Annotated in this window: 13 protein-coding genes and 2 pseudogenes; all 15 read left to right on the top strand. The window is 46.1% G+C overall.

Translation table 11 applies throughout. The features are described 5' to 3' along the window. The first annotated feature begins 343 nt into the window (after positions 1-343). The 15 genes and pseudogenes from tet(O) (at position 344) to DW996_RS10070 (ending at position 14,570) form a co-directional block, all read left to right on the top strand. A complete protein-coding gene (gene tet(O) / locus DW996_RS10145; protein WP_109215033.1) occupies positions 344-2,263 on the top strand; it encodes a tetracycline resistance ribosomal protection protein Tet(O) in 1,920 nt (639 codons plus the stop codon). A 50-nt stretch (positions 2,264-2,313) separates the two neighbouring features. Then, on the top strand, positions 2,314-3,534 hold the full coding sequence (gene tet(40), locus DW996_RS10140) for a tetracycline efflux MFS transporter Tet(40) (RefSeq protein ID WP_109215034.1): 1,221 nt from the start codon (positions 2,314-2,316) through the stop codon (positions 3,532-3,534). Positions 3,535-4,133: 599 nt separating this feature from the next. Further along, positions 4,134-4,643: a sigma-70 family RNA polymerase sigma factor gene (locus DW996_RS10130; RefSeq protein ID WP_002596252.1), complete on the top strand. Its 510-nt coding sequence runs from the start codon at positions 4,134-4,136 to the stop codon at positions 4,641-4,643. Between the two features lie 95 nt (positions 4,644-4,738). Next, the gene (locus DW996_RS10125) at positions 4,739-5,170 is read left to right on the top strand and encodes a sigma-70 family RNA polymerase sigma factor (RefSeq protein ID WP_002596253.1); all 432 of its coding nucleotides are present in this window, start codon (positions 4,739-4,741) and stop codon (positions 5,168-5,170) included. Positions 5,171-5,246: 76 nt separating this feature from the next. Continuing rightward, on the top strand, positions 5,247-5,720 hold the full coding sequence (locus DW996_RS10120; protein WP_002596254.1) for an RNA polymerase sigma factor: 474 nt from the start codon (positions 5,247-5,249) through the stop codon (positions 5,718-5,720). A 155-nt stretch (positions 5,721-5,875) separates the two neighbouring features. After that, a pseudogene (locus DW996_RS10115) lies at positions 5,876-6,906 on the top strand (AAA family ATPase). Positions 6,907-7,234: 328 nt separating this feature from the next. Continuing rightward, positions 7,235-7,414 (top strand): hypothetical protein, encoded by a 180-nt coding sequence (locus tag DW996_RS10105; RefSeq protein ID WP_004613323.1) that lies wholly within the window; start codon positions 7,235-7,237, stop codon positions 7,412-7,414. A gap of 6 nt (positions 7,415-7,420) precedes the next feature. Next, positions 7,421-8,386, top strand: a complete 966-nt coding sequence (gene mobV, locus DW996_RS10100; protein WP_002596256.1) for a MobV family relaxase — start codon at positions 7,421-7,423, stop codon at positions 8,384-8,386. A gap of 29 nt (positions 8,387-8,415) precedes the next feature. Then, on the top strand, positions 8,416-9,249 hold the full coding sequence (locus DW996_RS10095; RefSeq protein ID WP_243098748.1) for a ParB/RepB/Spo0J family partition protein: 834 nt from the start codon (positions 8,416-8,418) through the stop codon (positions 9,247-9,249). A 45-nt stretch (positions 9,250-9,294) separates the two neighbouring features. Then, positions 9,295-9,525, top strand: a complete 231-nt coding sequence (locus tag DW996_RS10090) for a YdbC family protein (RefSeq protein WP_002596258.1) — start codon at positions 9,295-9,297, stop codon at positions 9,523-9,525. A gap of 70 nt (positions 9,526-9,595) precedes the next feature. Beyond that, positions 9,596-9,787, top strand: a complete 192-nt coding sequence (locus tag DW996_RS10085) for a hypothetical protein (protein ID WP_002596259.1) — start codon at positions 9,596-9,598, stop codon at positions 9,785-9,787. A 54-nt stretch (positions 9,788-9,841) separates the two neighbouring features. After that, positions 9,842-10,672, top strand: a pseudogene (locus DW996_RS10080) (recombinase family protein); the annotation flags it as partial. Positions 10,673-10,719: 47 nt separating this feature from the next. Beyond that, positions 10,720-10,857 (top strand): hypothetical protein, encoded by a 138-nt coding sequence (locus tag DW996_RS13025; RefSeq protein WP_158575314.1) that lies wholly within the window; start codon positions 10,720-10,722, stop codon positions 10,855-10,857. Positions 10,858-10,900: 43 nt separating this feature from the next. Then, positions 10,901-12,790 (top strand): recombinase family protein, encoded by a 1,890-nt coding sequence (locus DW996_RS10075; protein WP_243098747.1) that lies wholly within the window; start codon positions 10,901-10,903, stop codon positions 12,788-12,790. Positions 12,791-13,199: 409 nt separating this feature from the next. Beyond that, a complete protein-coding gene (locus DW996_RS10070; RefSeq protein WP_118535620.1) occupies positions 13,200-14,570 on the top strand; it encodes a TrpB-like pyridoxal phosphate-dependent enzyme in 1,371 nt (456 codons plus the stop codon). The last annotated feature ends 97 nt before the right edge of the window (positions 14,571-14,667 follow it).

Here is a 14,667-nt window from a genome sequence, read left to right as displayed (position 1 = left end):
AATCCTGCCGCTTTTTCTGCTTTAGTTTGTCAGCTTGACAAATAAAGGGTTAAGGAATATAATTAGATTCAGTATTATACAAGGAGTTAATAAATATGCGGCAAGGTATTCTTAAATAAACTGTCAATTTGATAGTGGGAACAAAAAGTAGCAGTCTCGTTTCACTTTTAATATGGGGCTTAGTTTTTTGTACCCAGTTTAAGAATACTTTTATCATGTAATTTTATATGCCCGAAAACATATAAGTGTTTTGGGGCTATTGGAGTTATTTACCCAGTGATAGGAGTATTTATCACTGGGTATTTTTATGCCCTTTTTTGGGTGTTGATAGGAGGAAAATCACATGAAAATAATTAACTTAGGCATTCTGGCTCACGTTGACGCAGGAAAGACAACATTAACGGAAAGTTTATTGTATACCAGTGGTGCAATTGCAGAACTAGGGAGCGTAGATGAAGGCACAACAAGGACAGATACAATGAATTTGGAGCGTCAAAGGGGAATCACTATCCAGACAGCAGTGACATCTTTTCAGTGGGAGGATGTAAAAGTCAACATTATAGATACGCCAGGCCATATGGATTTTTTGGCGGAAGTATACCGTTCTTTATCCGTATTAGACGGAGCAGTATTATTAGTTTCTGCAAAGGATGGCATACAGGCACAGACCCGTATACTGTTTCATGCACTACAGATAATGAAGATTCCGACAATTTTTTTCATCAATAAAATTGACCAAGAGGGGATTGATTTGCCAATGGTATATCGGGAAATGAAAGCAAAGCTTTCTTCGGAAATTATAGTGAAGCAAAAGGTTGGGCAGCATCCCCATATAAATGTAACGGACAATGACGATATGGAACAGTGGGATGCGGTAATTATGGGAAACGATGAACTATTAGAGAAATATATGTCAGGGAAACCGTTTAAAATGTCAGAACTGGAACAGGAAGAAAACAGGAGATTCCAAAACGGAACGTTATTTCCCGTTTATCACGGAAGCGCTAAAAACAATCTGGGGATTCGGCAGCTTATAGAAGTAATTGCCAGTAAATTTTATTCATCAACGCCTGAAGGTCAATCTGAACTATGCGGGCAGGTTTTTAAGATTGAATATTCAGAGAAAAGGCGGCGTTTTGTTTATGTGCGTATATATAGCGGAACATTGCATTTGAGGGATGTTATTAGAATATCTGAAAAAGAGAAAATAAAAATCACAGAGATGTGTGTTCCGACAAACGGTGAAATCGTCCCGGCTGACCATGCCTGTCCGGGAGAAATTGTTATTTTAGCTGATGATACTTTGAAACTGAACGATATCCTGGGAAATGAAAAACTCCTGCCTCACAAAACACGGATTGATAATCCCATGCCATTACTTCGGACAACGGTAGAGCCGCAAAAGCCGGAGCAAAGGGAAGCCCTGTTAAATGCCCTCGCAGAGATTGCTGATACAGACCCTCTTTTGCATTTTGACATTGATACTGTTACCCATGAGATTATGTTATCTTTTTTGGGGAATGTGCAGATGGAAGTCATTTGTGCCATCCTTGAGGAAAAATATCATGTGGAGGCAGAAATAAAAGAGCCTACTGTTATATATATGGAAAGACCGCTTAGAAAAGCAGAATATACCATCCACATAGAAGTCCCGCCAAATCCTTTCTGGGCTTCTGTCGGGTTGTCCATAGAGCCGCTCCCTATTGGAAGCGGAGTGCAGTATGAAAGCAGAGTTTCACTTGGATATTTAAATCAATCGTTCCAAAATGCGGTTATGGAGGGGGTTCTTTATGGCTGCGAGCAGGGGCTGTATGGATGGAAAGTGACAGACTGTAAAATCTGTTTTGAATATGGATTGTATTATAGTCCTGTAAGTACCCCCGCAGACTTTCGGCTGCTTTCCCCTATCGTATTGGAGCAGGCTTTAAAAAAAGCAGGGACAGAACTATTAGAGCCATATCTCCACTTTGAAATTTATGCACCGCAGGAATATCTCTCACGGGCGTATCATGATGCTCCAAGGTATTGTGCAGATATTGTAAGTACTCAGATAAAGAATGACGAGGTCATTCTGAAAGGAGAAATCCCTGCTAGATGTATTCAAGAATACAGGAACGATTTAACTTATTTCACAAATGGGCAGGGAGTCTGCTTGACAGAGTTAAAAGGATACCAGCCAGCTATTGGTAAATTTATTTGCCAACCCCGCCGCCCGAATAGCCGTATAGATAAGGTTCGGCATATGTTCCACAAGTTAGCTTAACAGCTTGCAAAAGTCATATAAAATGAGATTTGAAAGGAGAATGTAACTTCATGTTTGCTAAAAATTCAAAGGCATATTCTGTCTACCTGCTGTTCCGATTTGTCTGTTCCCTGGCGGTTTCTATGTCCACAGTGCTTTCCATCGTGTACCACCTGGAGGTGGTGCAGCTGGATGCTTTCCAGCTTGTCCTGGTAGGGACGGTTCAGGAGACCTCCTGCTTTCTGTTCGAGATGCCCACCGGTGTGGTGGCGGATTTGTATAGCCGTCGGCGCTCGGTGCTGATTGGAATGTTCCTCTACGGCCTGGGCTTTCTGATGGAGGGTGCGCTACCGTGGTTCGCGCCGGTTCTGCTGGCCCAGGTTGTCTGGGGTTGCGGTGATACCTTCATCACCGGCGCTCTGGAGGCGTGGATTGCCTCGGAGGAAGAGGACAAACCCATAGACAAGGTGTTCCTGCGGGGCAGTCAAATGGGGCAAATCGGCGGCGTTCTGGGCGTGGTGCTGGGCACACTGCTGGGAAACATAAACCTGCAAATGCCTCTCATCTTGGGGGGCAGTTTGTGCTTGTTGTTGGGGCTGGTGATGGTTCGCATCATGCCAGAAACCAACTTCTCCCCTGCTATTGAGGAACGGCAGGGCTTGCTTAAAGACTTTGTCTGCCTGTTCAAGCTCAACCTGGGCTTTGTGAAAGGCGCACCTGTGTTGCTGGCGCTCTTAGCAATCACACTATGCGGGGGACTTGCCAGTGAAGGCTTTGACCGGCTCTCCACCGCTCATTTTCTGGATGACACGGTAATACCCGTTATCGGGCCGCTGAACAGCGTCACTTGGTTCGGTGTTATCAGTCTTATCGGCAACGGCTTAGGTATTCTGGCTTCTCAGTTGCTCATCGCCCGCATGGAGAAAAAAGGGACTGTCAGCCGAACCAGTGTGGTCATGTCCACCAGCGCCGGGTATATCCTGTTCCTGGTTCTCTTCGCGGTGGGGCGGAGCTTTTGGTTCATGTTGTTGGTGTTCCTGCTGGCGGGGCTTATGCGCACCATCAAGGAGCCTGTGCTGGCCGCCTGGATGAACGACCAAGTGGATGAGAAAATGCGCGCCACAGTCTTTTCCACCAGCGGACAGCTGGACTCTTTCGGGCAGATCATCGGCGGGCCTATTGTGGGGCTGGTAGCCCAGCAGGTGTCCATACCCTGGGGGCTGGTCTGTACCGCTTTCCTGCTGTTGCCCGCGCTGTTCTTAGTGCCGGTGGCGGGAAAGAAGCGGGATTGATATGGCATAGTTAAGTTTACTGACGAGCGGGAGATTACTTCCGCTCGTCTTCATTTAGTAGCGCAAAATTTGAGGACTCTTTATTTCCTTATTCGGTATAGCGGAGGCGGCTGTCAATTCGACATAATTTTCTTGTGATACTTTACCGTACATGAGCATTTGTTTCGTATTTGAAAGAACAAACTCACCAAATAAAAAAAACGATATTCGGGTGGGTTATTTTGTTATACCCTAAATTACCCTCTGAATTTGTTTTTAAATTTGGAGGGATTTTTTTATGTCCTTTTTTCGGGCAGTTATCTATCTGCTCATACGAAGCAAAATTTATCAATACATAGCATATCAGAGAACGGCAGGAAACCAGTTAAAAAAATTTCTGCCAGTGCAACGGTACTTCTCACCTTGAAAGTAGAAGTACAATCTCCATACAATAGAATTACTATTTCCTATAACCGTAAAGGTCACAGAGCCTTTGCGGTTTTTCTTTTGTCGATTTTTGTTGGAAAGTGCCATAGGGCTATTAGTGGTGTTAGGTGTCGTTCGCCACCTCTCCATCTGGATTTTGAACATTTCAAAAATTCAGATGGGAGGTACTTACAGTGAAATACGCACCGAGAAAGGTATATATCAAGGAAAGCGGCAGATATGTGGAACTGTCCTATACGGATTTCTGCCGCCGCAGGGAATCCGACCAGACCTATATGGACAAGCTGTTTATCCCCATTCAAGGCTGTCTGCTTGAAGTCGTGAGGGAGCAATACACGGACTTCTACCGAGATAAGGAACGGTGGCGTTATCTGAAAAAATTAGATACGAAGAACAGCCTGCTTTCTCTGGATGGATTTACGGACAGCGAGGGGAAGCCTTTAGACTTTATCGCTGATGAAGCGGCAGACATTGCGGAAACCGTTGTCAATGCGGTTATGGTGGACAGGCTGAAAGCCGCCCTGCCTTTGCTGTCGGATAGTGAACAGGAATTGATACAGGCAATCTTTTTTGACGGACTTTCTGAGCGTGAAGTCGGGGCGAGGTTCGGCATAACCCAGAGCGTTGTGAACAAACGCAAAGCCAGAATCCTAAGAAAACTAAGAAAGATAATAGAAAATTAAAATTTAAGGCGTTCAGCCCCCTTGTTTTTTCCTTTGGGAAAATGAGGGGGTTTTTCTCTGCCCTCTCAATCAATTCTGATTGGAGGAAAAGAAGCATGGCATATAACCACGGACGGGAGGACAGGAAATGGCGTATCTGGAAAGAAGCGGAGGAAAAGCTGCTGCGTGAGTGCGGCGTTGATGAAGCGACCATTGAGCAGATACGCATTGCGGACAGGGCAGACTTCAATTCCAACAGGCGGTTTTACCGATGGACGAATGACATTGCGGAATACCTTGAGGACATGGCAGACAGGGAGCGGCAGACGGAAGTGGGTACGGTTGCGGAGTTACTGGACGAGATTGAGAGCGAAAATCTCTATCAAGTATTAGTCGCGGTGGACGGGCGTACCTTGAAAATCGTCCTGCTGAAAATGCAGGGGTATTCCACAAAGGAGATTGCCCCGCTCGTGCATTTGACGACTGGTGCCATCTATGCGAGGTTAGACCATCTGCGGAAGAAGCTACGAAAATTTTATAGCGTCTAAAACAGCCTGCCGTCCTGCGGGCTACTGGGTGAGGGATGGAAATCCCCTCACTTATTTTTTGCAGGAGGCAAGCGGGATGGCATACAGAGTTAAGGCGTACACGCTTCGGGAGGAATCCACGGAAAGCGGCACAAGGTATTTTATCAGCTTTAAGGACGGGCAGGGCAAATCCCACGAGTTGGAAGTGTCGGAACAGTTCTTTATGGAGTTTCGGCAGATGGAACGCAGGAACAGGAATCTCCTCCAATGGGACGAGCGGCACAGGGAGTTTTCGGAAGTATGGGACGAAACGCTGAACAGGCGGGCGTTGAAGCTGCCTAAGAGCATAGAGGAACAAATGATTGAGGCAGAACGGGCAGAACTGCTCTGTAAGGCGGTTGACGGACTGCCAGAGATACAAAGGCGGCGTTTCCTGCTCTACTACGAGTATGAGTTCAATTTTTACCAAATCGCCGCTATGGAGCATTGCACCGCTTCGGCAATACAGAAATCTGTTGCGATTGCAAAGGAGAAAGTAAAGGCGGAAATGAGGAAGTATCTCCAACCGTGACCGACACCGCCCGAAAAAGAAATCTGTTTTTTATTTGTGTGGGATTGGCGGCATTACATACTCTCACTTTTTCTTCGTGGGAGTAAATCTATTTTTAAGGAGGTCAACGCCTATGTGCAACGAAAACAAAAACACCGCCCGAAAGGAGGAAAGCCATGCAGAAGTTACAGACAGTCAACGCCGAAACGCTCCTTTATGAACCGCTTGAGAAGCCGTCCTTTGTGGTGGACAGCCTTATCCCCACAGGCTTGTCGCTGTTCTGCGGCTCACAGAAGATAGGAAAGAGCTGGCTCATGCTGAAGCTATGTTTATGCGTGTCGCAGGGACTTCCCTTGTGGGATATGCCGACAATGGAGGCGACGTGCTTTACCTCTGCCTTGAGGACACGTTCTGCCGTATACAGGACAGGCTGTTCCGATTGACGAACGAAGCGAGCAGGCGGCTTCACTTTGCCGTGGCAAGCTGCAAGCTGTCAGACGGTCTTATCGTGCAGCTTGAAGATTATCTGAAAGATTACCCAAACAGCAGGCTTATTGTCATTGACACTTTGCAGAAAGTCCGTACAGCTTCAAAAGACAATGCCTACGCAAGCGACTATGGGGACATCTCACTAATCAAAGACTTTGCCGACAGGCATTCATTGGCGGTCATTGTCGTACACCACATCCGAAAGCAGAATGACAGCGATGTGTTCAACAAGGTGTCTGGGACGACAGGCTTAACGGGGAGTGCGGACGCTACCTTTGTTCTGGAAAAGGAGAAACGGGCATCCGACACCGCCAAGCTGTATGTGACGGGCAGGGACACGCCCTATCAGGAATACACGCTGCGTTTCCGTGATTGCAGTTGGGAACTTGTGGAGAGAAAAACGCAGGAGCAGCTTGCGAAAGAAACGATACCAGACGTCCTTTTTCGGTTGGTGGATTTTATGAGGGATAAGGAAGAATGGGCAGGCACGGCAACGGAGCTGTTAGCCGCTATGAGGGAAACGGAAACCATACCCACGGTGATTACGAAATGGCTCAATGAATACCGCACCACATTTTTAAATGAGAACCATATCGTTTATCAGTACAGCCGCAAAAAACACGGCAGGCAGATTTCGCTTGCAAAGCGGGCGGGTGACAGCGGTGACGGTGGTGACAGCGATATTGGGATACCCCCTGTTACTGTCATTGACGCTTAAAGCCGTGTAAAGCTGGCGACTCTGCTGCGGGTGACAGCGGTGACGGCGGTGACAGTGATTTTAGGATACCCTGCCGCTGTCATCCCTGCGGGAGAACACCCCGTAAACGCAAAGTGCAGGCGTAGGATTTACCCGCCCTTTTCGGCGTGTAAAACCACCCCTGCGGTCAGAAAAATCCTTCCGATTTTTCCGACTGCGTTTACAGGGTGTAACACACTACACTTTGCCCTGCAAAGTCGTGTGCCAGACGTTCCCTCTGGACTCCCTTATGGCAGGTCTTACGCCCTGCTTATCCTACGCTCCACGCTTCGGATAAAAGAATGGCAGCATGACGGTGACGGCTCTTGCGAGGGGGTATTCCAAAAACACCGTCATCATCGACATGACCGTCATGCAGGGAATAAGGGTGACAGTTGAGGCAGTCGGTAGGGGGTATCCCAAAACTGCTGTCACCGCCGTCACCGCTGTCACCCAAAGGGCAGTTTACCCGCCGAAGAAAGGAAGATGATGAATTATGCCCTATGCAATCCTGCGTTTCCAGAAACGCAAAGCGGGCGGCGTTGCGGCTTGCGAACGCCACAACGAGCGTAAAAAAGAAGCCTATAAAAGCAATCCAGATATAGATATGGAACGCTCGAAAGATAACTACCATCTTGTGAATCCGCCGAGGTACACCTACAAGAAAGAGATTAACCGCATGGTAGCCGAAGCAGGGTGCAGGACGAGGAAAGATAGCGTGATGATGGTGGAAACGCTTATCACGGCTTCGCCAGAATTTATGAACAGCCTGCCGCCCAAAGAACAGAAAGCGTATTTTACGATGGCTCTGGATTTCATTTCAGAGCGTGTCGGGGAGAAAAATATCCTCTCCGCAGTCGTCCACATGGACGAGAGAACGCCGCATATGCACCTCTGTTTTGTGCCGATTACACCAGACAATAAGCTGTCTGCCAAAACAATTTTAGGCAATCAAAAGAGCCTGTCCGAATGGCAGACCGCCTACCATGAGCGGATGTCCTCACGGTGGAATCAGCTTGAAAGAGGTCAGTCCTCAATGGAAACGAAGCGGAAACATGTCCCCACATGGCTCTATAAGTTGGGCGGCAGGCTTGATAAACAGTATGAGGAAATTGTGTCTGCACTGTCCGACATCAACGCCTTTAATGCAGGGAAGAAGCGTGACAAGGCTCTGGAACTGATTGCGGCATGGCTCCCAGACGTGGAGAAATTCTCAAAGGAAATCAGTAAGCAGAGTGCCTATATCAATAGCCTAAAGGAGCAAATCGGGCAGGAATCAGACTATGCGGGGCGTATGCGTGATGAAAAGTATGAGCAGGAACTAAAGGTGCAGAAAGCGAACCAGAAGATATTTGAGTTGCAGAGAACCAACGAGCAGATGGGGCGGCTGCTCTCAAAGATACCGCCCGAAGTGTTGGAAGAATTGCAGAAAAACCATAAAAGCAGAGCGAAAGAAAGGTAGATATGTGAATGTAGAAACAGGATTTTAAGGTGTTAAAGACCAAAGACTTGTACCCGTTTCCCGACAATCCGTTTCATGTGGCAGAGGATGAAACGCTGTCAGAATTAGCGGAAAGCATCAAGGAATTTGGCATTGTCACGCCGATAATCACACGCCCGAAAGAGGACGGGAACGGCTATGAAGTGATTGCAGGGCAGCGGCGTGTCCGTGCGTCTGAACTTGCAGGGATAAATACCGTGCCTGCGTTTGTCCTGCCCTTAGACCGTGACCGAGCCATCATCACCCTTGTAGACAGTAATTTACAGCGTGAGAATATCCTGCCATCAGAGCGGGCGTTTGCCTACAAGATGAAATCCGAAGCCATGAAGCGGCAGGGTTTCCGCACAGACTTAACCTCGTCACAAGTTGTGACGAAGTTGCGGACGGACGACAAGGTGGCACAGGGCTTCGGCGTAGGCAGGATGACCGTACAAAGATTTATCCGTTTGACGGAACTGATACCGCCGATTTTGCGGATGGTGGACGAGGGGAAAATCGCCCTCACGCCTGCGGTGGAACTGTCCTTTTTGAAGAAAGACGAGCAGGAAAACCTCTTTGCCACGATGGAGAGCGAAGAAGCAACGCCCTCACTCTCACAGGCACAGCGGATGAAAAGCCTAAGCCAGAGCGGGCGGCTTGACATGGATACGATATTTGCAATTATGACGGAGGAAAAGGGAAACCAGAAAGAAACCTTGAAAATCAACACAAGCAAGCTGAAAAAGTATTTTCCGAAGAACACAACGCCGAAGCAGATGGAGGAAACCATCATTAAACTTTTGGAGCGTGAATTGCAGAGGAAACGGGGCAGGGACAGCCGCTAATCTTCTCTTTTCGGGAGGTAAATGCAGAAAATTGAGGTATGAAGAATGAAAGAAATCCAGTATGAGATTGTAAAGGAAATCGCCGTATTGTCTAAGGGCGACAGCGGCTACACAAAAGAAATCAATCTTATCTCATGGAACGGAAGAGAGCCGAAATATGACATCCGCAGCTTTTCCCCGAACCGTGAGAAGTGCGGAAAGGGTATCACGTTGAACGCTGATGAAGCAGCAGCACTCCTTGAAGCATTACAGAAAGAAGTAAACAGCGGGGATTGATGGTATCTGATTGACAGGGCGGGGCGTTTCCAGACGTTCTCCTGCCCTGTCTGGAAAGGAAGATTTAAGTATGGGCGAGGATAAGAAAGCAGATAAAAAGAGAAAGCGTATCGTGCCGAAAGCACCAGTTCAGATGATAATCAGCCGTGAATATGTCGGCACGCAGACAGTCACAGAAGCGTTTATCCCGATTATTTCCGAGGATATTCGGAAGAAGATTGCCGAGGGCGACACCTTCGACAATGAGGGGCTGTCCGCTTAGAATGTACGCAATGGAACATGAAAACAGATAGGACAGATATGGAGGTTTTACAGTATGGCAGGAATAAGAATGGAGAACAAGATTTATGAAGTCGGCATGTACTGCCGCTTGTCAAAAGACGATGGCACGGATAACGAGAGTGCGAGCATTGCGACACAGAAATCCATCCTCACGGATTATGTGAAAAAGCAGGGATGGCACTTAGCAAAAACGTATGTGGACGACGGTTACTCTGGTACAAATTTCCAAAGACCAAGTTTCCAGAACATGATTAAGGACATTGAAAGCGGTCTGATAAACTGCGTTATCACGAAAGATTTATCTCGTCTGGGGAGGAACTATCTTGATTGCGGACTGTATCTGGAAGTGTTTTTCCCAGAGCATAATGTGAGGTATATAGCGGTCAATGACGGCGTGGACACGCTCAATAAATCCGCTATGGACATCACGCCTTTCCGCAACATCCTAAACGAAATGTATTCCGCCGATGTGTCGGTCAAGATAAAATCGGCGTACCGAGCGAGGTTTCAGCAGGGGAAATTCATGGGGACGACAGCACCATACGGTTACGTCAAAGACCCCGCCGACCACAACCATCTGCTGATAGATGACAAAGTTGCCCATGTGGTAAGGGAAATATTTGACCTTGCGTTAGCGGGCAACGGAATCGCCAAAATCCGCAAGCACATCAACAAACAGCATATCTTACGCCCCGCCGCTTATGCGGCGGAGCAGGGGGCAACAGGCTATGAGAGGTATTTTGAGGAGAATGAGGAGAACCGTTATATTTGGAGCGAGAACAGCGTAAGGGGCATTTTAAGAAGCCCGATATATGCGGGAAACCTTGCAGGCTACAAGCGGATTGCCGCCAACATGAAAAGCAAGAGTTGACAAGGCTCTTGCCATTAGTGTTTCTCTGAAAGGAGGTCAAAATGGATAATATTAAAGTAGATAAATATACCGCAGCTCTGAAACTCATTGAGATACTTCTTGAAAAAGGGAAAATAAATCAAGCCACATATACAAATATCGTGAAGCACAACAATTCGCACATTTCACAAGCGGCTTGATAATAGGTAGAATGTAATCAGCACAGAAATGGAGGTATGCTTTATGAATACAGCAGTAAATGAATATAATTACCGATTTAAGCTCACAGATTATGCTCAGTTTGATAGAAATAGAGCCAGAAATGTTGCTATTTATGGTCGTGTATCAACAGAACACGAAGCACAGTTATCTGCATTGGAAAATCAGTTACAATGGTATGATGACCAAGTAAAATATCATCCGAACTGGACGGTTTGTGAACGATATATTGATGAGGGTATCACGGGAACACAGGCAAAAAAACGTCCTGCCTTTTTGAAAATGATTGAAGATGCTAAGCAAGGTAAATTTGATTTAATTGTTACCAGAGAGGTATGCCGTTTTGCACGAAATGTTGTGGATACCCTTGTTGTTACAAGAGAGTTGAAAGGCATAGGCGTTGAGGTGTTTTTTATCGACGATAATATTTGGACAATGGACGGAGATGGAGAACTGCGGCTATCTCTTATGGCAACATTGGCACAGGAAGAAAGTCGCAAGACTTCCGAGCGTGTAAAAGCAGGTCAGAAAATCAGCCGTGATAATGGTGTTCTCTATGGAAACGGTAATATTTTAGGATATGACCGTGTTGGAGATACCTATGTTATCAATGAGGAACAGGCAGAAACAGTCAGAATGATATATGATTTGTATCTGCAAGGTTATGGCTCGATGAAAATCGCAAAGATTTTGACGGAGCGAAAAAGGAAAACAGCTTCTGGACTTATAAAGTGGAGCGTTTCAAATATTATGAGAGCGATTAAAAATGCCACCTACACAGGAACAAAGTGTTACAACAAATCCAGAAGCAATAATTTTTTAGAGCAGAAGCGAATTAACAATCTTGATATGTCCACTTATGAATATGTTGAGGGAGATTTCCCTGCTATTATTTCTCAAGAGATATGGGATAAAGCACAGGCAATAAGGGAAAGCAGAGTAAAACCTGTATGTGTATCGGCAGGAAAAAACACACATAGTAAGCGTGATTCACGAGATATATGGGTCAACAAGCTGCGTTGCTCCTGCGGCTCATCATATCGTAAAAACAAATGGCATACGAAATTGGACGGAAAAACCTCTTACGGTTATCAATGCTACAATCAGCTTAACAACGGAATTAAACGGAAAAGAGCTGAAATCGGTTTAGACACTGAGGGATATTGTGACAGCAGAATGATAACCGATTGGAAACTTGATTTTATGGCAAAAGCTCTGTTAGAGCATCTCTGGACAGAGAGAAAAGAGTCTGTACTGATTGCGTTAGACCTTATTAAGTGTTATTATAAGGAAGAAAAATCTAACGAAACTCAATCCGATACGGTAACGATACAGGCGAAATTGGATAAGGCAAATAGCAGAATGACTAACTTGATTGCTATGAGAGCTGATGGAGAGATTTCCAAAGACGAGTATCAAGCAATGAGAAGTCCTGTCGATGAAGAAATCAAGAAACTTCAAAAAGCACTTGATGAAATTCCACAGGAAAAAAGCAATCCGAAAGGATTGGATATAGAGGGTATCCGTTCTGCTCTGAACAGCCTTGTTGATTTTAGTGGTAGCACTATCAGCCACGATGTTGTCAATCAGTTTGTATATTTGATAACACCAACATCGGATACTACATTTGATTGGTATGTTAATCTGAATGGGACAGCAGATGTGAAAGCGACCTTTACAGCGGAAGGCAGAAAGAAAAACTGCATTATCAAATTGGAGGAAATCGAAAAGATTTCCTCGGTACATAGGGGAGAGAATGAGGACAATGCTCATTTCATTAAAAACCCCCATATTTTTACCTATCTGCACAGGCAGCTATTGCTAATAAGTAATTGCGGATTCATATGTAATTTATCTCCCTACCGTATGGTGGGGAGATATTTTTTTAGAAACCTCTTGACTTTACCGCACTAATGTATTATCCTGTCACTATATTAAAACCGATGATGCAGACGAGTATAGCATTTGGAAGTGCACAGAGAACTGTTGGTGGTGGGATAACAGTGGTGAAAGGGTGCTAGAATGGACTGCAGAGGGCGAACTGAAAGCACAGGCGAGTAGGGGAGACGTGGGATGCACGTTACAGCAGATTATGTATGTTGGTACATAAATGAGGGTATTCTGTCCGAAGCAGGATGAAATTAGGTGGCACCGCAGGAGTATAACTTCTGTCCTATGTATTTAGGACGGGAGTTTTTTTGTTATGGCAACGAGGAAAATACACGCATTTATATGGTGTATTTGACGACCGCTAATCAGATCAGGTAAGCGCACACTCTCATTCCATGTAAATAAATTTCGCAAAGCAAGGAAAGGAAGAAACATGAACAAGACAACAATTCCCTACAAGATTTATCTGGATGAACAGGAGATGCCAAAGCAATGGTATAACGTTAGAGCAGATATGAAGAAGAAACCTGCACCACTCTTAAACCCTGCAACCTTGCAGCCTATGACCGTTGAGGATCTGGAAGCGGTATTCTGCACGGAACTGGCAAAGCAGGAACTGGATGATACGACAGCGTATTTTGATATCCCGGAAGAGATCCGGAATTTTTATAAAATGTACCGCCCATCGCCTTTAGTAAGAGCCTATTGCCTGGAGGAAAAACTTGGCACACCGGCACATATTTACTATAAGTTTGAGGGCAACAATACATCCGGCAGTCACAAGTTGAACTCCGCCATAGCCCAGGCATATTATGCTAAGAAGCAGGGTCTGAAGGGCGTGACGACAGAGACCGGAGCCGGACAATGGGGAACAGCACTTTCCATGGCATGCTCTTATTTTGATCTGGATTGTCAGGTCTATATGGTGAAATGTTCTTATGAGCAAAAGCCATTCCGCCGGGAGGTAATGAGAACCTATGGTGCGACGGTAACACCTTCCCCTTCCATGATAACGGAGATCGGAAGAAAGATCAATGCAGAATTTCCGGGAACGACCGGAAGTCTGGGATGTGCTATTTCCGAAGCAGTCGAGGCTGAGACCAAGCAGGAAGGTTACCGATATGTGTTAGGCTCCGTTTTGGCACAGGTTTTGTTACATCAGTCTGTCATTGGTTTAGAGACCAAAACAGCTCTGGATAAATATGGCGTCAAAGCAGATGTTATCATCGGATGCGCCGGAGGCGGTTCCAATCTGGGCGGTCTGATCTCCCCATTTGTGGGCGAAATGTTAAGGGGCGAGAATGATTACCAGATCATCGCAGTGGAGCCGGCAAGTTGTCCGAGCCTGACAAGAGGTAAATATGCATATGACTTCTGCGATACCGGAAAGGTTACCCCGCTGGCAAAGATGTACACCTTGGGAAGTGAATTTATTCCGTCTGCCAACCATGCCGGTGGCCTGCGTTATCATGGCATGAGTTCCATCGTATCCGAATTATACGATCAGGGATTGTTGGAGGCCCGTTCCGTAGAGCAGACTGAAGTCTTTAAAGCAGCAGAGCAGTTTGCCAGAGTGGAGGGTATTTTACCGGCACCGGAAAGCAGCCACGCCATCAAGGTTGCTATTGATGAAGCCCTGCGCTGCAAGGAGACCGGAGAAGAAAAGAATATTGTCTTTGGCTTGACGGGAACCGGTTACTTTGATATGGTGGCATACCAGAAATACAATGACGGCGAGATGGGCGATTACATCCCGACCGATGAAGAACTGGCAAAATCATTGGCTGACTTACCACAGACCTAAAATATTTGTAGGAAAATCGTAAGATTTCACGGAGAAAAAACGAGGAAAAAGCATTGATGATCTTGATAAAATAGAGAACTCACCAATGCTTTTATTC

It is taken from the genome of Roseburia sp. AM51-8, assembly GCF_003478275.1.
GTDB classification, from domain to species: Bacteria; Bacillota; Clostridia; order Lachnospirales; family Lachnospiraceae; genus Pararoseburia; species Pararoseburia lenta.
This window is presented reverse-complemented; position numbering and strand designations above follow the sequence as displayed.

Excerpts from the sequence above, each read along its gene's own strand:
- DW996_RS10125 (WP_002596253.1), top strand. The coding sequence starts at position 4,739 with ATGGCATATAACCACGGACGGGAGGACAGGAAATGGCGTATCTGGAAA.
- DW996_RS10120 (WP_002596254.1), top strand. The coding sequence starts at position 5,247 with ATGGCATACAGAGTTAAGGCGTACACGCTTCGGGAGGAATCCACGGAA.
- DW996_RS10105 (WP_004613323.1), top strand. The coding sequence starts at position 7,235 with ATGACGGTGACGGCTCTTGCGAGGGGGTATTCCAAAAACACCGTCATC.
- mobV (WP_002596256.1), top strand. The coding sequence starts at position 7,421 with ATGCCCTATGCAATCCTGCGTTTCCAGAAACGCAAAGCGGGCGGCGTT.
- DW996_RS10090 (WP_002596258.1), top strand. The coding sequence starts at position 9,295 with ATGAAAGAAATCCAGTATGAGATTGTAAAGGAAATCGCCGTATTGTCT.
- DW996_RS10085 (WP_002596259.1), top strand. The coding sequence starts at position 9,596 with ATGGGCGAGGATAAGAAAGCAGATAAAAAGAGAAAGCGTATCGTGCCG.
- DW996_RS13025 (WP_158575314.1), top strand. The coding sequence starts at position 10,720 with ATGGATAATATTAAAGTAGATAAATATACCGCAGCTCTGAAACTCATT.
- DW996_RS10075 (WP_243098747.1), top strand. The coding sequence starts at position 10,901 with ATGAATACAGCAGTAAATGAATATAATTACCGATTTAAGCTCACAGAT.
- DW996_RS10070 (WP_118535620.1), top strand. The coding sequence starts at position 13,200 with ATGAACAAGACAACAATTCCCTACAAGATTTATCTGGATGAACAGGAG.